The 19,882-nt window shown below is 59.6% G+C and carries 17 protein-coding genes and 5 tRNA genes; 11 read left to right on the forward strand and 11 right to left on the reverse strand.

Going from position 1 to position 19,882, the window contains the following annotated elements:
• Positions 1-89 precede the first annotated feature (89 nt).
• The gene (locus AC1DNW_RS19540) at positions 90-1,247 is read left to right on the forward strand and encodes an aminotransferase class I/II-fold pyridoxal phosphate-dependent enzyme (protein ID WP_113311621.1); all 1,158 of its coding nucleotides are present in this window, start codon (positions 90-92) and stop codon (positions 1,245-1,247) included.
• 7 nt (positions 1,248-1,254) lie between these two features.
• Here the strand turns inward: AC1DNW_RS19540 and AC1DNW_RS19545 are convergent, their stop codons facing one another.
• Positions 1,255-2,046 (reverse strand): aldolase, encoded by a 792-nt coding sequence (locus tag AC1DNW_RS19545; protein ID WP_113311622.1) that lies wholly within the window; start codon positions 2,044-2,046, stop codon positions 1,255-1,257.
• A gap of 22 nt (positions 2,047-2,068) precedes the next feature.
• Complete coding sequence (locus tag AC1DNW_RS19550) at positions 2,069-2,770, reverse strand: haloacid dehalogenase type II (protein ID WP_477854097.1); 702 nt, start codon at positions 2,768-2,770, stop codon at positions 2,069-2,071.
• 87 nt (positions 2,771-2,857) lie between these two features.
• On the opposite strand from AC1DNW_RS19550, the gene AC1DNW_RS19555 reads away from it, so the two are divergent.
• Positions 2,858-3,709 (forward strand): LysR substrate-binding domain-containing protein, encoded by an 852-nt coding sequence (locus AC1DNW_RS19555; protein WP_113311624.1) that lies wholly within the window; start codon positions 2,858-2,860, stop codon positions 3,707-3,709.
• A 268-nt stretch (positions 3,710-3,977) separates the two neighbouring features.
• Here the strand turns inward: AC1DNW_RS19555 and AC1DNW_RS19560 are convergent, their stop codons facing one another.
• Together AC1DNW_RS19560 and phaC are read right to left on the reverse strand one after the other, a co-directional pair.
• Positions 3,978-5,324, reverse strand: coding sequence for a DUF2778 domain-containing protein (locus tag AC1DNW_RS19560; protein ID WP_477854098.1), 1,347 nt, complete (start codon positions 5,322-5,324; stop codon positions 3,978-3,980).
• A gap of 291 nt (positions 5,325-5,615) precedes the next feature.
• Positions 5,616-7,448: a class I poly(R)-hydroxyalkanoic acid synthase gene (gene phaC / locus AC1DNW_RS19565; protein WP_477854099.1), complete on the reverse strand. Its 1,833-nt coding sequence runs from the start codon at positions 7,446-7,448 to the stop codon at positions 5,616-5,618.
• Positions 7,449-7,596: 148 nt separating this feature from the next.
• On the opposite strand from phaC, the gene AC1DNW_RS19570 reads away from it, so the two are divergent.
• The 4 genes from AC1DNW_RS19570 to recJ all read left to right on the forward strand — a co-directional run bounded on the left by AC1DNW_RS19570 (position 7,597) and on the right by recJ (position 13,092).
• A complete protein-coding gene (locus tag AC1DNW_RS19570) occupies positions 7,597-8,022 on the forward strand; it encodes a hypothetical protein (protein ID WP_113310190.1) in 426 nt (141 codons plus the stop codon).
• A 223-nt stretch (positions 8,023-8,245) separates the two neighbouring features.
• Complete coding sequence (locus AC1DNW_RS19575) at positions 8,246-9,463, forward strand: LL-diaminopimelate aminotransferase (RefSeq protein WP_113295665.1); 1,218 nt, start codon at positions 8,246-8,248, stop codon at positions 9,461-9,463.
• A gap of 64 nt (positions 9,464-9,527) precedes the next feature.
• Positions 9,528-10,853, forward strand: coding sequence for a homoserine dehydrogenase (locus AC1DNW_RS19580; RefSeq protein WP_477854100.1), 1,326 nt, complete (start codon positions 9,528-9,530; stop codon positions 10,851-10,853).
• 436 nt (positions 10,854-11,289) lie between these two features.
• A complete protein-coding gene (gene recJ / locus AC1DNW_RS19585) occupies positions 11,290-13,092 on the forward strand; it encodes a single-stranded-DNA-specific exonuclease RecJ (protein WP_477854101.1) in 1,803 nt (600 codons plus the stop codon).
• 30 nt (positions 13,093-13,122) lie between these two features.
• Here recJ and AC1DNW_RS19590 read toward each other — a convergent pair whose 3' ends face one another.
• From AC1DNW_RS19590 to AC1DNW_RS19620, 7 genes are all read right to left on the reverse strand, one after another.
• A complete protein-coding gene (locus AC1DNW_RS19590) occupies positions 13,123-14,292 on the reverse strand; it encodes a TMEM43 family protein (protein ID WP_113310187.1) in 1,170 nt (389 codons plus the stop codon).
• Positions 14,293-14,599: 307 nt separating this feature from the next.
• Positions 14,600-14,674 (reverse strand) — tRNA-Glu (locus AC1DNW_RS19595).
• A 226-nt stretch (positions 14,675-14,900) separates the two neighbouring features.
• Complete coding sequence (locus AC1DNW_RS19600) at positions 14,901-15,113, reverse strand: hypothetical protein (protein WP_113310186.1); 213 nt, start codon at positions 15,111-15,113, stop codon at positions 14,901-14,903.
• Positions 15,114-15,334: 221 nt separating this feature from the next.
• Positions 15,335-15,409 (reverse strand) — tRNA-Glu (locus tag AC1DNW_RS19605).
• Between the two features lie 73 nt (positions 15,410-15,482).
• Positions 15,483-15,557 (reverse strand) — tRNA-Glu (locus AC1DNW_RS19610).
• Between the two features lie 194 nt (positions 15,558-15,751).
• Positions 15,752-16,843: a YcbK family protein gene (locus AC1DNW_RS19615; protein ID WP_477854102.1), complete on the reverse strand. Its 1,092-nt coding sequence runs from the start codon at positions 16,841-16,843 to the stop codon at positions 15,752-15,754.
• A 96-nt stretch (positions 16,844-16,939) separates the two neighbouring features.
• A complete protein-coding gene (locus tag AC1DNW_RS19620; RefSeq protein ID WP_113310185.1) occupies positions 16,940-17,380 on the reverse strand; it encodes a VOC family protein in 441 nt (146 codons plus the stop codon).
• Positions 17,381-17,573: 193 nt separating this feature from the next.
• Between AC1DNW_RS19620 and AC1DNW_RS19625 the strand changes: the two genes are divergently transcribed.
• The 5 genes from AC1DNW_RS19625 (at position 17,574) to AC1DNW_RS19645 (ending at position 19,875) form a co-directional block, all read left to right on the forward strand.
• The gene (locus tag AC1DNW_RS19625) at positions 17,574-18,152 is read left to right on the forward strand and encodes a cold-shock protein (protein ID WP_477854103.1); all 579 of its coding nucleotides are present in this window, start codon (positions 17,574-17,576) and stop codon (positions 18,150-18,152) included.
• On the forward strand, positions 18,152-18,640 hold the full coding sequence (locus AC1DNW_RS19630) for a DUF192 domain-containing protein (RefSeq protein WP_477854104.1): 489 nt from the start codon (positions 18,152-18,154) through the stop codon (positions 18,638-18,640). The genes AC1DNW_RS19625 and AC1DNW_RS19630 overlap by 1 nt, the downstream gene beginning before the upstream one ends.
• 83 nt (positions 18,641-18,723) lie before the next feature.
• Positions 18,724-18,800: transfer RNA gene (locus tag AC1DNW_RS19635), tRNA-Pro, on the forward strand.
• A gap of 636 nt (positions 18,801-19,436) precedes the next feature.
• Positions 19,437-19,742, forward strand: coding sequence for an ETC complex I subunit (locus tag AC1DNW_RS19640; protein ID WP_113295742.1), 306 nt, complete (start codon positions 19,437-19,439; stop codon positions 19,740-19,742).
• A 56-nt stretch (positions 19,743-19,798) separates the two neighbouring features.
• Positions 19,799-19,875: transfer RNA gene (locus AC1DNW_RS19645), tRNA-Arg, on the forward strand.
• Positions 19,876-19,882 lie beyond the last annotated feature (7 nt).

A 19,882-nucleotide genomic window follows, 5' to 3' on the forward strand; every position in this document is an offset into this window, starting at 1 on the left:
TCCTCCGATCCAAGCCCTCTCGGGATTGTGATGAGCCGATTATTGCGGCAATTGTCTGGCCGTTATCTGAAGCCAGGCAGGAAGTGATCGTGTTTTCCATATCGAAACGCAGCGAAGTCGAACCGTTCCACGCTATGGATGTTCTGGCCGAAGCGACGAAGCGGCGGGCAGGCGGTCACCCCGTCATTTCCATGGCCGTCGGCCAGCCCTCGCATCCCGCACCCCAGGCAGCGCTTGAAGCCGCTCGTGCGGCGCTCGCAGAAGGGCGCATCGGGTATACGGATGCGCTCGGCACCGCGCGGCTGAAACATGCGCTCGCCTGGCACTATCGCAACCGCCACGGCCTTGAGATCGATCCCTCGCGTATCGCGATTACCACCGGTTCGTCGGCTGCCTTCAATCTCGCCTTCCTGACGCTCTTCGATGCCGGCGATGCAGTCGCAATCGCCCGGCCGGGCTATCCCGCCTATCGCAACATCCTCGGCGCTCTTGGCCTTGATGTGGTCGAAGTGCCTGTCACATCGGAAACGCATTTCACGCTGACGCCGGAGAGCCTTGAAGCGATCCAATCAGAGAAGGGCGTGAAGCTGAAGGGCGTGCTGCTTGCAAGCCCCGCAAACCCGACCGGCACCGTCACCGGCCGTGAAGGCCTGAAGGCGCTGGCCGCCTATTGTGACGCCAATGACATCGCCTTCATCTCCGACGAGATCTATCACGGCCTGACATTTGCCGGCGAGGAGGCGAGCGCGCTGGAGTTGACCGACGAAGCGATCGTCATCAATTCCTTCTCGAAATATTATTGCATGACAGGCTGGCGCATCGGCTGGATGGTGCTGCCCGAGCGGCTGGTGCGCCCCATCGAGCGCGTCGCCCAGAGCCTCTATATCTCGCCGCCGGAGCTTTCGCAGATCGCTGCCACCGCAGCGCTCGACGCAAGTGAGGAGCTCGATCGCGTCAAGGCAAGTTATGCCGCCAACCGTGAACTGCTGCTCGACCTTCTGCCGAAGATCGGCCTTGCGCCGGCTTCGCCCATGGATGGCGCCTTTTACGCCTATGTGGACGTATCGCGCTTCACCAATGACAGCATGGATTTCGCGCGGCGCATGCTTGCGGAAATCAATGTCGCCGCGACGCCCGGCCTCGATTTCGATCCGGTGGAAGGACCGCGCACCCTGCGCATCTCCTATGCCGGTTCCGAGGCCGAGATCGCCGAAGCGGTAGAGCGCATCGGCGCATGGCTGCGATAGGCAAGGCCTAGGTCCGATATTCCGGCGCCTGCCGGTCGAGAACACGCCTGACGCTTTCGAGATGCAGGCGCGCACTTTCCGGATCGCCTTCGCGCATCTGCTTTGCCGCCTGTTCGGCAATCTCTTCGGATACCGGCACCAGCCGGCGCCCCGTGCTCATCGCCTTGAGCTGAACCTCTGCAGCCCGTTCCAGATAGTAGAGGTCGTCCCAGGCTTCGGCGATATTGGGCGCGCAGACCATGACACCATGGTTCTTCATGAACAGGATGTCCTTGTCGCCGAGCACAGCGGCGATCCTGTCGCCCTCGCGCTCATCGAGTGCCAGTCCGTTGTAGTTCTCGTCGACGGCGACGCGGCCATAGAATTTCAGTGCGGTCTGTCCGGCCCAGATGAACGGATCGCCCTCGACCATGCTGAGCGCTGTCGCATTCGGCATGTGCGTATGGAAGGCCGCACCGACGCGCGGCGACATCTTGTGCAGGCGGGCATGGATGAAGAAGGCGGTAGCCTCCGGCATGCCGTCGCCGGCAACGACATTGCCGTCTAGATCGCAGATCAGCAGCGATGAGGCGGTCGCTTCCTGAAAGGCCCAGCCGAGCCTGTTGACGAGAAAGAGATCGGGATGGCCGGGCACGACTGCCGAGAAATGGTTGCAGATGCCTTCCTCAAGCCCGAGCCGCGCCGCCATTCGAAGGCACGCCGCCAGATCGACACGCGCCTGCCAGATCTCTTCGGTATCGAGCGGCAGGTTGCGCAATATCGCCGGCTGTCCCTTCGCCAGGTCCAGTTCATGAGCCATGTCTTGTCTCCAATCGCGTCAATTACATCCAGCCGTTTGCGCCAAAAAGACCGGGCACCTTGTCGAGCGTCGGCACGATCTCGTTGGGGCGATAGTCGCCAAGCGGTTTGCGTCCCGTGCCGCGATCGACCCAGATGGCACGAAAACCGAGTTCGCGCGCGGCCACAAGGTCGAGATGCGGGCTGGCGCAGATATGCACGAGATCTTCCATGCCGATGCCGAGCGTTTTCCAGGCATGCCGGAAAATCTGTGGCGACGGCTTGTAGGCTTCCGCCTGTTCCGCGGTAATCACCCGGTCGATGAAGCCGCCGAGTTGCGCGACGTTGCCGGCGATGATGGCGTCATCCRTATTGGAGATGATGGCAAGCTTGAAGCCTGCAGCCTTCAGCTTGTCGAGTGTTTCGACGACTTCCCGGAAGGGCGGCATCCGGCCGATCGAGGATGTCAGCAAATCGGCATCGGTGGCGTGGAATGGCAGGCCGAATTCCTGCATAGCCAGTTCCAATGCGAGGGCCGTGACTTGGCGGAAGGACCGGTGCGGCTTCTGCTGTTCCAACTCGTGCTCGTAGCGATCGTAGACAGCGATGAAGGCAGGCTGGTCAATATCGCGGCCCTTTGCAGACAGGATCGTGTCCATGGCGGCAAGCAGCCCTTCATCCCATTGGATCAGCGTGCCGTAGCAATCGAACGTCAGCCAGGTCGGCCGGTTTTCGGAAAGTGTCATCTCTCGTCTCCATGATTTGCAGCATGTTGACAAAGAACAGAGTCATTGAGAAATTAAATGTGATAATTACAGATAGTGGAAAATCGAATGATCTTCGCCTTCGACCTCGATCTTCTACGGACCTTCGCAGCGGTCGTCGATGCCGGCGGCTTCACGCGGGCGGCTGAGCGTGTTCACCTTACCCAGTCCACCGTCAGCCAGCAGATCAAGAAGCTCGAGGCCAACATCGGCCACACCTTGCTTCTGCGCGACAAGTCGACAGGTGGCATCCAGACGACGGAGGAGGGCGAAATTCTCTTGAGCTATGCCCGACGCTTGCTGACGACAGCAGAAGAGGCAATGGACGTCATGCGCCAGCCCGCTGCGCCCAAGACCGTCAGGCTCGGCGTTCCCGAAGATTTCGCCGGCCGCAGGCTCATCGATCTTCTCTCCGGTTTTTCCGCTGCCTCACCGCATATAAGGCTCGACACCGTCAGCGGCTGGAGCGTCGAGCTTCGCCGCCTTCTCGATACGGGTGAAATCGATCTGGCACTGATCAAGCGAGAACCCGGCGATGGTGCCTGTCTGGCGAGCTGGAAGGAGGAACTGGTCTGGGTCGAGAGCACGCGCCGACTGGTTCGGGATGAGCCTGTTCCGCTTGCCGTTTTCCCGGTCGGCTGCATCTACAGAGAGAGGGCGATCCGCTTCATCGAGCGCAGCGGACGGCGCTGGCGCATCGCCTATACGAGCCAGGGTTTGATGGGAGTTCAGGCGGCTGTCGCCTCTGGCCTCGGCATCAGCCTGCTGCCGTCGGATGCCGTCTTGCCTGAACATCGTCAACTTGGAGCGGCAGACGGGTTCGATCCGCAGCCGGCATCCGAACTTGCGCTCGTCAGGGGAAAGCCGCGCCTCTCAGCGGAGAGCCGGGCGCTCGCCGATTTCCTCGCGGCCAATCTTTAGAGCCTTTCCTGGTCAGATTGCAGCATTCTGCCGGAGTAGGTTTTCGTCAGGATCAAAGGCGATTGGCGAAGGGCATACCCCTCGGTACGTCCGAGCCGATCGCCTTTGATCCTGGCGGAAAGATGCCCGGCCCTTCGGGTTGGCTGAAACGGGCCGCCTGATCGACCGGCCGGCTTGGCCGTAGATCTGGGCTACGACGCGCGCCGGCCGGTCGACCATCCGACTCCGTTTGAGCCAACAGAATGCTGCAATCTGACCAGGAAAGGCTCTAGGTGCGTGAGGAGAAGAGCGAGGCGAGCGTCGAAGCCGGCTTGTTGTTCATCCGCGGCACGACGACGAGCTGCCTGATGTCTCCACGCTTGTAGGCAGCCAGGAAGCGCTTGTAATCCCTAAAGGAAACGCAACCGTTGGAATCGCCGTTCCTGCCGAGCATATAAGTATGCGCGAGCAGGCCGACACGGTTGAAAATGGCGTCCGATCCCTGCACCGGCGTCAGACGAATGGCTTCCACCCCGTGGAACAGAGCTTCACGCATCGTCAGGTTATAGGTGTGCGGCGGCGTTGGTCCGCGCATCTTCTGGCTCACAAAGCGCGGATTGTCGCGCATCTTGCCAAGGCCGGAATGGGCCTCCAGCCGTTCGCCGTTCGGCAGGTAAACTGTGCCATTCTCGATATCATAGATTGCGACGCCGGCGCGAAGCCGCGGTGTGAAGACCGGCTTGTCGTAGCGCGGCACCGCATCGTCGTCATCGTCCTCGATCGGCGAGTTCGGCTTTGCATAGGCAAGCACAGGCTCGGCAGCACGCTGCGAACCCTTTGAGGCAGGCGCCGGCTTGCCGACGAGAMCGTCTGGCCGCGCCATCGGCAGCGGAACGGAATCCTCATCCGGGGCGAGAACCAGACCGAAAGGCGGTGCATCATCGTCTGCTTCGGCGACTTCCACCTCTGCCGGCTTACCTGCGGCGGGAGCAGCAGGGCTGCTTGCCAGCGGGGGCTCGACGGGAGCAGGCATGACGCGCGGGCCGGCTTCGGCCAGAGCGAGCATAGCCGGCATTTCGGCAGCAGCGACGGTCTCCTTCGATGGGATGATGATCCGGTCTGCGTCATTCTCGACAGGCATGGCGGCAGCGGTCTGGACAGCGGGCGCCGCTGCCGTGACAGCATCTTCCTTGCTGAAGCGCGCATTGTCGGAGATCGCAACTGGCTGAGCTTCTGCGATAGCCACGGGTAGGCGAGTGGTCTTGGTGAGCGCCAGCTTTGCGCTCGATGCGGCGGATGTCTTCTCGGCGTGAGACTGGATCAACTGTGCCGTCAACGGCATCACCGGCTTGGCATCGAATGCTGCAAGCCGTGAAGCCTTGTTGACGTGGATAAGCCGCTCATGCGTGACGACAACTGCTGCTGTCCTCGGCGCCGCTGTGACCTGAGCGATCGCCTTCGGCGACGAGAAGGGCATCGATACGGATTGCATTGTTGCAACGGTGCCGACAAGCCACGTGGAGGCCAAAAGTCCGGCGATTGCGATGCCGGTGAGTAAACCGCGAGATCTGCCCGAACGAACAGCGGATCCGCCAAAAGGGGCGACGTTATTGAACGTCCCTACCGCAAACGCCATACTCTACTCGTCTTCTAAACGCGCTACGCAGGCCGGCAGCACTGACAACTGATCTATGCCGGAGCCGCTAACTACCCAAAAAGGCCGAATTTTGGCCTATCCGCGACATGCGACCGTTTCTTAAGGATGACGAACTATGGTTTCCAATTGGTTTACGGTCACTGCTATCTGCTTCGAATGTGACGAAAAGAGACGCAATAATTTAGAGAAGGCTATTTTTCAAAGGCTTGCGGTTGCTGGTATATCCCCGCCCGGCGAGAGGTAATTCGACGGCGGAAAATTTTTCCGCCGTCAGCTCCGCGCCATCACATAGCTGCCGGGTGCTTCCTCGATGGCGTTGAGTGCCGCGCCGCCCGGCTTGCGGGCAGCAACGCGATCGCCGGCTTGGGTCTCGATCCACGCATGCCAGTGCGGCCACCATGAGCCCGCCGTTTCCTTTGCCTTGGCAAGCCACGTATCGTAGTCGCCCTTGGCTGGGCCGCCAGTCCAGAACTGGTACTTGTGCTTGTCGGGCGGGTTGACGACGCCGGCAATATGGCCGGAGCCGGTCACGACGAACTGCACCTTGCCGCCGAAGAACTGGCTGCCGAGGAAGACGGATTTCGCCGGCGCGATATGATCCTCACGCGTCGCGAGATTGTAGATCGGGATCTTGACGTCCTTCAGCGACACCGTCTTGCCGTCGAGGACCAGCTCATCCTTGGTCAGCGCATTCCCGAGGTAGCAGTTGCGCAAGTAGAAAGCATGGTTGGCCGCCGCCATGCGGGTCGAATMGGCGTTCCAGAAAAGCAGGTCGAAGGGCAGGGGCTCCTGACCCTTCAGGTAGTTGTTGACGAAATAGGGCCAGATGAGCTCGCTCGCCCTGAGCATGTTGAACGCCGTCGACATGCGCGAGCCGTCGAGATAGCCCAGCTCCTGCATATGTGCTTCCAGTGCCTGGAGCTGCTCCTCATCGACGAAGACCTTCAGGTCGCCTGCATGGGTGAAATCGACCTGCGTAGTGAAGAGTGTCGCGGTCTTGATGCGCTTGTTCTTCTCCTTGGCATGCAGGGCAAGGGTTGCGGCAAGCAATGTACCGCCGACGCAGTAGCCGATGGCGTTGACCTCTTTCTCGCCGGTCGCCTTCTCCACCGTCTCCAGCGCGAAATCGACGCCTTCCCTTGCGTAAGCGGTCCAGTCCTTCAGCGCATGACGACTATCAGGATTGACCCACGAGATGACGAAGACCGTATGTCCCTGATCCACGCACCATTTGATAAAGGATTTCTGCGGGTTGAGGTCGAGAATATAGAACTTGTTGATCCATGGCGGGCAGATCAGCAGCGGACGCTTCAGCACCGTTTCCGTCGATGGCTCGTATTGGATGACCTGGCAGATCTCGTTCTGGGCGATCACCTTGCCCGGCGTCAGCGCCATGTCACGGCCGACGGCGAATTTGGTCATGTCGGTCTGGCGCAGACGCAATTCGCCGCGGCCGGCGATAATATCCTCGGTCAGCATCTTCATGCCGCGCACGAGGTTCTCGCCGCTGGTCGCAATCGTCTCCCGATAGACCTGCGGATTGGTGACCACGAAATTGGTGGGTGAGAGCGCTGCCGTGATCTGCTTCACATAGAAGCCGGCCTTGTGCTTGGTGTGCTCGTCGAGCCCTTCGGTTTCGGCAACCAGCTTTTCGGCCCAGTCGGCAGTCACGAAATAGACCTGCTTGAGAAATTCGAAAAAGGGATTCTTCTGCCAGTCCTCGTCGGCGAAGCGCTTGTCGACGCGTGCGACCGGCTCCACTGCTGGTGAGGTCCCTTGCATCTTCTGCATGGAGTTCATCCAAATGCCGAAGAACGAGGTCATGAGCTGTGTCTGTGCCTCGAAGGTGCGGCGCGGATCGGCGATCCAGTATTCAGTGACCCTGGAGAGCGTCTTCACCATATCGGTGACAGGGTCGACGACCGTGTCGGAGATTTCGCCGCGCTCGCGCGGGCCGAGCCACGCCGAAGCGGCCTTGCCGAGATTTTCGAGCGCACGGGCGAAGTTCATCGCCATGGCCTCGGGATCCTTCAGGAGATAGGGATCGAGATCCTTGGCGTCGAAATCCACCTTGGCACCATTCTCCCGCTTGCTGTCGGTCACGCACTTCCTCCGGCGGCGGCATCCACTGTTCGTCCGTTGTACATCTGCGGCGATGAAGAAAACAAGTTCCGCGCGACCGCTCTCATGCTATTGCTTTGTCGCTGCGACGAATTTAACAGTCGAAGCAGGCAGGATTGGATCATCAGGCATGACGACGACAGGCATTGGGCATATCGCGACCTTCACCCGCACCGCAGCAATCTGCGCGGCGGCCGCGGCCATGGCCTTTGCGCTTGCCGGATGCAACAAGACCGCCGAGGAGAAGCAGGCCTTCGCCCAGCGCATGGCAGCGCCGACCGCAGTCGTGATGCCGGCTTCCAAGGGCGAAGCGGTCGAAGGCGGCCTTGCCAAGGAACCGGGCGACGGCTACCCGACATTCGGCGCGCCACTGACGGCCGCCAATGTGCAGATGAGCGACGAACAGGCGGCCGAGCTGCAGCATCAGTTGACCGCCCTTGGCGCCAAGCGCCAGTCGGGTGCGATCTCGGAAGCGGAGTATCAGCGCCGCGTAGCTGAGATGCGCGCGCTTGCCGCCGACCACGGGGCCGCGACGCTCTCCGAAATCACCAAATAAGCCTTGCCTTTAAGGCGATTTGGACGCAAAGCCTTCCGGATGGATCGGAAGACACAATTTTCCCGATAATGCGCTTCGTGCGCGGCCTCTCCGTCAAAGATTTGCCGCGCAGTTAAGTTGAAGAAGAATACGGCGCTGCGAGTCTGAAGCTCGTATCGCAGATGCCGGGAGACGGAACGAGCTTCGACAGCGGTCAGCTGGCCGCATTTCCATGGGGAAAGAGATGGAAGAGTTTCACAAAGTCCGGCGTTTGCCGCCCTACGTTTTCGAACAGGTCAACCGTTTGAAAGCGAGCGCGCGAGCGGGCGGGGCCGATATCATCGATCTCGGCATGGGAAACCCAGACCTTCCGACCCCTCAGGCGATCGTCGACAAGCTTTGCGAAGTCGTCCAAGACCCGCGCACCCACCGCTATTCGTCCTCCAAGGGTATTCCCGGTCTGCGCCGCGCGCAGGCTGCTTACTACGCGCGCCGATTCGGCGTGAAGCTGAACCCGGATACGCAGGTCGTCGCCACCCTCGGCTCCAAGGAAGGCTTCGCCAATATGGCGCAGGCGATCACCGCGCCGGGCGACGTCATTCTCTGCCCGAACCCGACCTATCCGATTCATGCCTTCGGCTTCCTGATGGCCGGCGGCGTTATCCGATCCATGTCGGTCGAGCCGGACGAAAGTTTCTTCCCGCCGCTCGAGCGCGCCGTGCGCCACTCGATCCCGAAACCGTTGGCGCTGATCCTGAACTATCCGTCGAACCCGACGGCCTTCGTTGCCAGCCTCGACTTCTATAAGGACGTCATCGCCTTCGCGAAAAAGCACGACATTATCGTGCTTTCGGACCTCGCTTATTCGGAAATCTATTTCGATGGCGAGCCGCCACCGTCGGTTCTGCAGGTTCCGGGCGCAATGGATGTGGCGGTCGAGTTCACCTCCATGTCGAAGACCTTCTCCATGCCCGGCTGGCGCATGGGCTTTGCCGTCGGCAACGAACGGCTGATTGCGGCGCTGACGCGGGTGAAGTCCTACCTCGATTACGGCGCCTTCACGCCGATCCAGGTTGCGGCAACGCATGCGCTGAACGGCGACGGTTCCGACATTGCGGAAGTCCGCAACGTCTACAAGCGTCGCCGCGATGTCATGGTCGAAAGCTTCGGCAAGGCCGGTTTCGACGTTCCGCCGCCGGCCGCCACCATGTTTGCTTGGGCGAAAATCCCGGAAAAGTTCCGTCATCTCGGCTCGCTGGAATTCTCCAAGCTGCTGGTCGAGAAGGCCGACGTCGCCGTTGCCCCGGGCATCGGCTTCGGCGAGATGGGCGACGACTACGTGCGTCTGGCACTCGTCGAAAACGAGCACCGCATCCGCCAGGCCGCACGCAACATCAAGAAGTTCATGTCGACGGCAGACGAGACGATGCACAACGTCATCTCGCTCAACGCCCACCGTTAATTCCAACCTCGAAGACAGCCGCAGATTTGCGGCTGTCTCTCACTAGACATTTCAGGATCTATCCATGGCAGATGCCCTCAAAATCGGCATTGCGGGCTTGGGTACCGTTGGTGCCTCGCTTGTTCGCATCATCAGGCAGAAAAGCAACGAACTTGCAGTCACCTGCGGCCGCCCGATTACGATTACGGCAGTTTCGGCCCGTGACCGCACGAAGGACCGTGGTATCGATCTGACCGGCATCACCTGGTATGAGCGTCCCGAAGAACTGGCCGAAAAGGCCGATATCGACGTGTTCGTCGAGCTGATCGGCGGTGCCGAAGGGGCTGCAAATACGGCCGTTCGCGCCGCTCTTGCCCGTGGTCTCCATGTGGTGACCGCCAACAAGGCGCTGCTTGCCTATCACGGCGTCGAGCTTGCGACGATCGCGGAAGAGAAGGGCTCGCTCTTGAATTTCGAAGCGGCCGTTGCCGGTGGCATCCCTGTTATCAAGGCGCTGCGTGAATCGCTGACGGGCAACACGATCTCGCGCGTCTACGGCATCATGAACGGCACCTGCAACTACATCCTCACCAAGATGGAGAAGGAAGGCCTGTCCTTTGCCGATTGCCTGAAGGAAGCCCAGCGCCTCGGTTATGCCGAGGCTGACCCGGCCTTCGACATCGAAGGCAACGACACCGCCCACAAGCTTTCGATCCTGACGACGCTCGCCTTCGGCAACAGGATCGCCGCTGACGATATCTATCTCGAAGGCATCACCAATATCTCGATCGACGATATCCATGCCGCAGCCGATCTCGGCTACCGCATCAAGCTGCTCGGCGTCGCCCAGCGCACGGATACCGGCATCGAACAGCGCGTGCATCCGACCATGGTGCCGGTCGATTCCGTCATCGCCCAGGTCGATGGTGTCACCAATGCGGTCGCAATCGAATCCGATATTCTCGGCGAATTGCTGATGGTCGGCCCCGGTGCCGGCGGCAGCGCCACGGCATCCTCGGTGCTTGGCGATATCGCCGACATCGCCAAGAGCMAGCCGGGTGCGCAGCGCGTTCCCGTTCTCGGCCATCCCGCCAAATCGCTGGAGCCTTACCGCAAGGCGCAGATTCAGAGCCACGAGGGCGGTTATTTCATCCGCCTGACCGTCCTCGATCGCACCGGCGTCTTCGCCAGCGTCGCCACGCGCATGGCGGAAAACCAGATTTCGCTGGAATCGATCGTCCAGCGTTCCAAGCAGCATCTGGCGCCTTCGCATCATCAGACGATCATCCTCGTCACCCATGCGACGATGGAGGATTCTGTGCGAAAGGCGGTCGCTGCAATCAAGGAAGAGGGCTACCTCGTTGGAGAGCCGCAGGTGATCCGCATCGAGCGTCCCAAGGAAGAATCCTGACACTTTGTCCCGGTTTGGACCACTTCAGCCCGTCCGGGATCGCCCGGACGGGTTTTCTGTTATTAATCAAAGCACTTCACGAAGATTTATATTAACAGATATGTAGATATAGATATAATCAACCTGGGAGTCGTTGGAGTCGTGGGTTGAGGAACATCGAGCATACGCATGATCATGTTCGGGCGGAGATCGAGAGTCCTCGGGCGGGCTTGCCTATATCTGATCCGACAGCGCATGGAGCAGCCCTTGAGTGCGAGGCGCCGCGAGGCCGGAATTGGGCCACGCTCCTAATCCTGCTTTCGATCGTCTTCGTGCAGGTCCTCGGCATCGGCTTGATTGCCTGGGCACTTTTCCGGTAATCCACAGCCCTCAAATCACCGCTTTGCTATCTGTGCCGCATCTGTAAAAAGGGCAGATGATGAAAGCGGAGTTTGGCATGGCAGATCAGGTCGATCCGGTACCGCGCGCCTTCTTGGGCGTCGAAAAGTCCGTCCTCGAYAATCGCTGGGTTTCGCGCCTCGATCAGGCGGGGCAGAATCGCGCGCTCGCCATGTCGCAGATGCATGGTCTGCCGGACCTGATCGCCCGCGTGCTTGCCGGGCGCGGCGTGAYGGTGGATGAGGCGGTCGAATTCCTCGATCCGACGATCCGTAGCCTGATGCCCGATCCCCACAAGCTGACCGACTGCGAGAAGGCCGCCAAGCGTCTCGCCGCGGCGATCCGTGATGGCGAGCCCGTCGCGATCTTCGGTGATTACGACGTCGATGGTGCGGCCTCTTCCGCGCTCATCTATCGCTTCCTTACCCATTTCGGCGTCAAGGCGCATATCTACATTCCCGATCGCATCTTCGAAGGTTACGGCCCCAACCCGACTGCCATCAACCAGTTGATCGATAACGGTGCGACCCTGATCGTGACCGTCGATTGCGGCTCCACCAGCCATGAAGCGTTGGCGGCCGCTGCTGACCGCAACATAGACGTCGTCGTCATCGATCACCACCAGGTGACACACGAGCTGCCGCCCTGCCATTCCCTTGTCAATCCAAACCGCGAGGACGATCTTTCGGGGCTTGGGCATCTGTGCGCCGCCGGTGTCGTGTTCATGGTGTTGGTCGCGACTTTGCGCCTGCTGCGTGAGGCCGGCGACAAGCGCATCCTCGCGATCGATCTGCTGCAGTGGTTGGATATCGTCGYGCTCGCGACCGTTTGTGACGTCGTCCCGCTCAAGGGGCTCAATCGTGCCTATGTGGTGAAAGGACTGGTCGCAGCGCGCCACCAGAGCAATGCCGGTCTTGCGGCGCTGTTCCGCAAGGCGGGCCTGGCAGGGCCGGTGACGCCCTATCATTTCGGTTTTCTGATCGGCCCACGAATCAATGCCGGCGGACGAATCGGCGATGCGGCACTCGGGAGCCGCTTGCTGACGCTCGATGACGCGATCCAGGCTGAAGCCATTGCCCAGCGCCTGGATGAGCTCAACCGCGAACGGCAGGCCATGGAGGCGATCATGCTGCAGGAGGCCGAGGCCGAAGCGCTTGCAGAGTATGGAGACGGCGAGGGGGCTTCCGTCATCGTCACGGCGCACGAGAAATGGCATCCCGGCATTGTCGGCCTGATTGCCGCGCGCCTGAAGGAGAAGTTCAAGCGTCCCGCCTTCGCCATTGCCTTCGATCCCTCCGGCAGGGGCACCGGGTCGGGTCGTTCGATTAACGGCTTCGACATGGGCAGGATGGTGCGTGCCGCGGTCGATGAGGGGCTGCTCGTCAAGGGCGGCGGTCACGCCATGGCGGCTGGTCTAACCGTTGAACGTGGCAAGCTCGGCCTGTTGCGCGGCTTCTTCACCGAGAAGGCGCAGAAAACGGTGGCGGCCCTTGTCGCCAATGAAACGCTGAAGATCGATGGCGCGATCGCTGCAAGCGGCGCGACGATCGAGCTCATCGATCGCCTGGAGACGGCTGGGCCTTATGGCTCAGGGCATTCCCAGCCGCTCTTTGCCGTACCGGCGCATCGTGTTCGTGATTCCCGTCTCGTCGGCGAGCGGCATGTGAAGGTGACACTGGAAGCGATGGATGGCACGCGCCTCGACGGCATCGCCTTCAGGGCTGCCGAGACCCCGCTCGGCAACCTTCTTCTCAATTCCCGCGGCGCCAACCTGCATGTCGCAGGCTCACTCGGCGCCGAGCATTATCAGGGTTCGCGCCGCATCCAGCTGCGCATCATCGACGGCGCGCCGGCCAAGTGACTGGCGGAAAATCCTTGGCCGGAACAGAGATCAGGCCGGTTGCGGCTGGGAAAGTGGCGCTTTTCTGCGAAGACGGGTAACGATCACCGCAAGTAATACGCCGCCCGCGATGATGCCGACTGACAGCAGCGGCCTGTAGGCGAACCAGCCTATGGCGATGACGGCAGGACCGACCAGTAGCGTCAGCACGAAGGCGACGATGCTGGTGCCGAAACCGATGATCGAGCCGATAAACGGGATCAGGTCTCCGAGAATGGGCAGCAACCCAAACATTAGCTTGAAGCTGACGAACAAGCCGATCAGGCCGCCGGCGCGGACAAGCCAGGTGATGATGGTGTTTTCGCTCTCCGCCGATTTGAACATCTGGCTGGCATCCATATCGCCATCGGCGGTGAGGAAGATATTGCGATGGTTCGTCGTCTCATAGGAACTGAGAGCGTCGTGGCTCTGCTTGCCGACGATGCTTGCCGTTTCCACATCGATCCGCTGGTAAGCGATCTTGAGATCACCGACATCAGGCAGGTTCTCGTTCTGACCGATATAGGTGCCTTCGACACTTCGCCTTGCCGGTCGGCCGGCGCCAATCTGGGCAGCGATGCGCTCGACGTCGCCGTCGGTGAGCGCGAGCCGCGAATAGTCGCCGATCCCGGCAATATCCTTGCTCGGCACCGAGAAGGCGCCGACATGCGCTGTCTTTGCCGTGAAAGTCGCGCCGTCAGGCATGCTGGTTGGATTCTGATGGTCATCAGGCTGCTTGAAGCGGCTCGAATCGACGACGTCCGAGCGCCACTCTCTGTTGTAGGAATAGCTCGTCGTCGTTTCCTCGCCGCCACCCAGCGTCTTCTTGGTCTGGCTCTCGCTCTTTTCTACCCACTGATACATCTCGACCTTGCGGGAAAGGCCGACGGCGCCGTCGGCGATGACACCGAATTGGCTGTCTCGGGGAACCTGATCGGATTTCACCGTTCCGCTGATGTGGACCAGCTTGCCTTCATTTGCCGGATCGATCGTAGAGCCATCGACTGAAACGACCTGAGACGCGCCTTCTGAGAGGGCGCGATAAGTCTGGATTGCGCGTCCTTCGTTCCAGACCAGCAGCCAGATGCATCCTATGAGCAACACGAGGCCAATCACTGCGCCGATCAGTGCGTTTTTGATGCGTTCAAACCATGAAGTATAGGTCGTTTCCGTGTGGCTCATTTTCGAAAGTCACCTGCCGCGAGGGAGTATATTGGAGTGCCGGATCTGTGAAACTGTCCGGAATAATCTTAGTCTTCGCTCGCTAATTCCCCGTAAATTCCGAAAACAAATTCTGGGCAGATTATACTGTTGAAAATGATGGTCTTTCCGAGACGTTGCTACCGAGATTGAGGGGCGTGTTTTGGCGCCGCGCAGCTTGCCGGAATTCGACGTCCAGTCCGCGCCGAGCGACATCAATTGGCATGTTGCGCATAATCAGCGTCGCGAAGGCAACTCTATGAAAAGCAAGGGAAGTCATGAAGGGGAGTGGCACGCCCTAGGGGAGTCGAACCCCTCTTTACAGAATGAAAATCTGTCGTCCTAACCGATAGACGAAGGGCGCGTGCGCTGTGGTGGCGCCCTTATAGTCAGCACTTTTCTGCGCCGCAAGCCGCAAAATGAGAAATTTTTGCCGGATTATCCAGTTTTTTGCTTGGCTTGTGGAAAAGGGGAGGGTGGACGGGAAGCCAACCTTGTCGTTGGATGGATTGCTAGCACATCGCAGGGCGAGGACGAGCTTTGAAAATGCTAAAGAGCCTTCTGGCGCCTAAGCCTCGGAGCATTGCAAGTCATGGAATTCTCGTTGGTCCCTGGCTTTCAGCTTCAGCCAAAATCTGCGAAGTGGCCCGCAAATCGATAGTATTGGGCTTCTGCCCTGGCTGCCAGGAAAACCAGATAGCGATCGGGCGCCGGTAATGCTTGTTGAGGGCTTCGGCCGCTTCCTTCTCGAAGCGCGTCCGTTCTTTCGAGCTGTCGGCAACGTTCCGCTTTTCGTAGATCACAGTATTCCTCCCCCAGGTTGCGATCTAATTCTGGATCATGCACAGAAAAACGCCTGTCCGGAACGGACTAAAGTCCCAAGGCCAGGAGGATGCKCCGGGAAGGCGAAGACGGCGCCGCGCGGTGTATAGCGCGCGATGTGATCATTGAATTACGCGAAAATCAGTAGCGCMTGAAGCAAGAGCTATGCGGTCTAAGGTCGGAATATCCGCAAATGAAATTTTGGTACGCCCTAGGGGAGTCGAACCCCTCTTTACAGAATGAGAATCTGTCGTCCTAACCGATAGACGAAGGGCGCAGGCCTTCAGCTCAAATAGGAAGGCGCAATGCGTTCCGCAAGCGGCAGAGACGGCCTAGATCGGAAGAAGAAGTGGCACGCCCTAGGGGAGTCGAACCCCTCTTTACAGAATGAAAATCTGTCGTCCTAACCGATAGACGAAGGGCGCGTGCTGTGGTGGCGCCCTTATAGTCAGGCACTTCCGATCCCGCAAGCGGCAAATTCGAAATTTTGCAAAAAAATGACAGGCTGTTCCGCTGGTAGCAAATGAAGATTATTCGAGCCAAATCAACGGGCTGCGGCGGCCATCGGAAATTTGGTGCCGGCCGCTTCCCTCACGTCATGCTTTCAAAGGGTTGAAAGTCAGATCGCCCGTGCCGAGGCAATCGGCGCGCTCTTGCGGCCGCAGCCCCAGTTCCAGTCGCGGGCATTGCCGGTGTCCAGGTGGACCGAATCCGTATGGCAATAGGTGCCGACGCCACCGCGGTTCGGCAGCGAGCGGATATATTGGGCAATATCCCATTTGCTGATGCCGTCGACCTGGATATCGGCCGCCTCACAGCTCTTGTGCATCGATTCCTCGGCGCCGCCGACTTCCCGGTTATGCTGCGGATCGCGGTAGCCCGATGTCACGACGACTGGCTTGCCGAAATGAGTCTCGACCGTCTTGATGACCCGCATGAGATCGGGCTTGAAGCAGCCGACCTGGACGTTGTCGTTCTGCACATGCAGGCCGTTTGGCGCGATACGCGTCATGCCCGGCAGCGATGCCTTCTGCAAGAGCCCGGAAAGGCTGCTGAGCAGATTCTGCTTCGGCGCGCTGTAGAGCGCATTCATCGTCGATCCCGGGATATCCCCGCTGGCAAGGGAGGCTGTCTGATCAGGCGCAAACTTCGTGCTGGTATTCTGCGACGATCGCTGCGGCAGCATCTCGCCCTGCTGTGGCTCGGGCGCGCTGAACACGCTCGATCTCGGAACCGCGTTCTGAGGTGCGTAAGCGTTGGCACCCTGCGGCTGGATGACCGTGGAGGTCGAGTTGTTCTGTGGCGGCGCTGGGTGATCGGAGAAAATGCTCATCGCCTGCGCGTTGATTCGCGTCGATTGCAGGACGAGACCGCCGATATTGGACGGCTGCTGCTGCTGCATGGCAGGATCGACGGGCGGGACCGGCGCCGCATTCGGATCCTGCGCGGCGACCTGCGGATCGACACCGGAGACATTCGTCAGCATCGGGTCGCGATAGAGCTGTTTAGACACTGTGGGAGATGCGGCCGGCATTGCCGCTGCCAGCCGGGGCGCCGGCTGTCCTGCTGCAGCCGGTGTGGCGACGGCGGCCGAATCAAGTGCCTTCTTGTCGGAAACGCAGCCGGAAAGCGCCAGGACAGAGCTGGCGATCAGCAAAGCACCAACAGCCTGCCGGCGCGGAGTGGCAATCCGCTTGTTATTCTTGGTCAACCGCGAAATCTCCGGTGAATGCGGAAGGCGCCCGAAAGCGCACTTCCGTTACGATAGAGCCGGAGAATGCCGCGTGAAGCTTGCCCGCAGCTTGGCTTACCAGGCGCCGGTATTGCCCATCGAAAGCCAGGGCTCGGTCGGGGCCAGTTTCTCGCCCTTTTGCAGAATCTCGATTGAGATGCCGTCAGGCGAACGCACGAAGGCCATATTACCGTCGCGCGGCGGACGGTTAATCGTAATACCGCTATCCATCAATTTCTGGCAAATCGCGTAGATGTCATCCACCTCATAGGCGAGGTGACCGAAATTGCGTCCTCCGGTATAATCCTCCTCGTCCCAGTTATAGGTAAGTTCGAGGCAGGGAGTCTTTTCGCTACGGGCACGGTCGATATCGTCCCGGGCAGCCAGGAAAACGAGCGTGAAGCGGCCCTTCTCGTTCTCATGGCGGCGGACTTCCTCGAGACCGAACAGGGTGGAGTAAAAATGGAGGGAGGCGTCGAGATCTTTGACGCGAACCATGGTGTGGAGATAACGCATTTTGTTTCCTCTCTCTTTTCAGGCTAGCCCGTCTGGGTAACGGACACCAGCTTCGGGCAAGTCATCGCTATAAAATGTACAGTTGGGAATAACCGAAAACTAGGACTTGCGCTTATCCGTTACCAAGATGTTAATCTTGATTTCAAGAATCAGTTAACCGTAACAGTGTGACGCGTATTGAGGGGCTGGCGACATGGCTGACAGGATTTCATCGAATGGCTTTACCGACCTTGAAGAGTTGTCGGGAGAACCGGTTGACCTCGTTGAAATCACCGGCGTGGTGAAATGGTTCGACGTGGCCAAGGGTTTTGGCTTCATCGTTCCCGACAACGGCATGCAGGATGTGCTGCTGCACGTAACCTGCCTGAGGCGCGACGGCTACCAGACCATTCTTGAGGGCACCCGCATCGTCGCTCTCATCCAGCGCCGCGAGCGTGGCTTCCAGGCCTTCAAGATCCTCTCCATGGATCAGTCGACTGCGATCCATCCCTCGCAGATGCCGCCGGTTCGCACCCATGTGCAGGTCACTGCAACCAGTGGCCTCGAGCGCGCCCTGGTGAAGTGGTTCAACCGCACCAAGGGCTTCGGCTTCCTCACACGCGGTGAGGGCACGGAAGACATCTTCGTGCATATGGAAACGCTCCGCCGCTTCGGCCTCACCGAACTGCGCCCCGGCCAGGTGGTACTGGTGCGCTTCKGTGATGGCGAGAAGGGGCTGATGGCTGCGGAGATCCATCCTGACGTTCCGAGCCCGGTCGGCCGGTCTCATTGATGCGTGGCCTGGTCTCTGTCGAGATGATGAGAAGCGCCTTGATGGCGCTTTTTTTCATGGTCGCTCTGCCGGCATTTGCGCAGCAGGACATGCACTTCGATAAAGAGCCGCTGATCATCCAGACGGCTACCGGCAAAATGCTGCACTTCACCGTGGAGATCGCTGCTACCGGCGACCAGCGCGCCTATGGCCTGATGTTCCGCAAGGCAATGGCTGAAGACGCTGGCATGATCTTTGATTTCGGCGTGTCGCGGCGCGTCACCATGTGGATGGAAAATACCGTCCTGCCGCTCGACATGCTTTTCGCGGATGACAGGGGTGTCATCACCCATATCAAGGAAGACGCAAAGCCCTATTCCCGCGACATCATCGATTCGATGGGTGAGGTCCGCTATGTGGTCGAGGTGAACGCCGGCACGGCCCACAAGCTCAATATMCGCMCTGGCGACCGTCTCGTCAGCGCCACGACAACAAAAAAGGCGAAGTAAGCCTGTGAAATCTGCCGGCTGAGGTGGATTTATGGGGTTGCTAGGGCAGGGGGAAGCGTGTATTCCCGCTGCCATCAAAGGCTCGGAGTGTAGCGCAGTCTGGTAGCGCATCTGGTTTGGGACCAGAGGGTCGGGAGTTCGAATCTCTCCACTCCGACCATTTTTCTCCCAATATTTCTGTTATTTGAGATCGGCTTCGCGGTTTGTAGAGGCCTTTTGGCTACCGTGCCGATTTTTGCTCAGGAAGTTTCCCGGTCAGGAAAATGGTGGCGATGCCATCGCTTCGCAAAGCACGCCTACTCACGTGCGCCGTGATTCAGCCCTGAGCAAGCAGGCCGACATATTGAGCATAGCTGATCGCCGCGTAGAAAAACGCAGTGATACTTGCTCCAATCATGATGGCATGGAATTCTGCCGAGGTTCTCATCGCTCTCACCCGTGTCACAACGGTTGGTAGGTACCCTAGTCGCCTATGCCGCTTATAACAATTAGAAAGCGATCAAAACATGCAACAATCCGAAACATTTCGGATTGTGTAACAGAATTGCCCGCTTATCCACACACGGCGGCGAATAAGGGCTGCGCATCAAGCGCTCTGTATAAGAAACGCGCTACGCGGCGTTCGGTTTCGCCGACCTGCCAATGCCGCAGCAGTGGCGTTTTTCCCTTGAAAAAACGGGGATTTGCGGATAAGCAAAATTCACTTCTTCCTGCCATGTTCGGTGTGGAAGAAAGCCTGGTTCCAGGTTGAGTTATGAAAGGCGGGCGTTGCCCGCATATCGGAGGCGCCGCAGTCATGTCTGCTAAGATCTATCGTCCGGCCAAGACCGCAATGCAGTCCGGCAAAGCCAAAACCCACCTCTGGGTGCTGGAGTTCGATCAGGAGCAGCCGCGCAAGATCGACCCGATCATGGGCTACACGTCTTCAGGCGATATGCGCCAGCAGCTGAAGCTGACCTTCGAAACGCAGGAGCTTGCTGAAGCCTATGCCAAGCGCAGCGGGATCGAATACCGCGTTATCGCTCCAAAGGAGCCTGCACGACAGGTCGTCGCTTATCCGGATAACTTCCGTTATACGCGCACGCAGCCCTGGACGCACTGATCCGTCTTCGGTGTGATACAGAATATGCCTGATGCCGCGGATCGCGGCATATAGATGGCCCCTTAGCTCAACTGGATAGAGCAGCTGCCTTCTAAGCAGCAGGTCGCAGGTTCGAGTCCTGCAGGGGTCGCCAGTTTTCC

This window comes from Rhizobium sp. 05L429 (assembly GCF_056397645.1).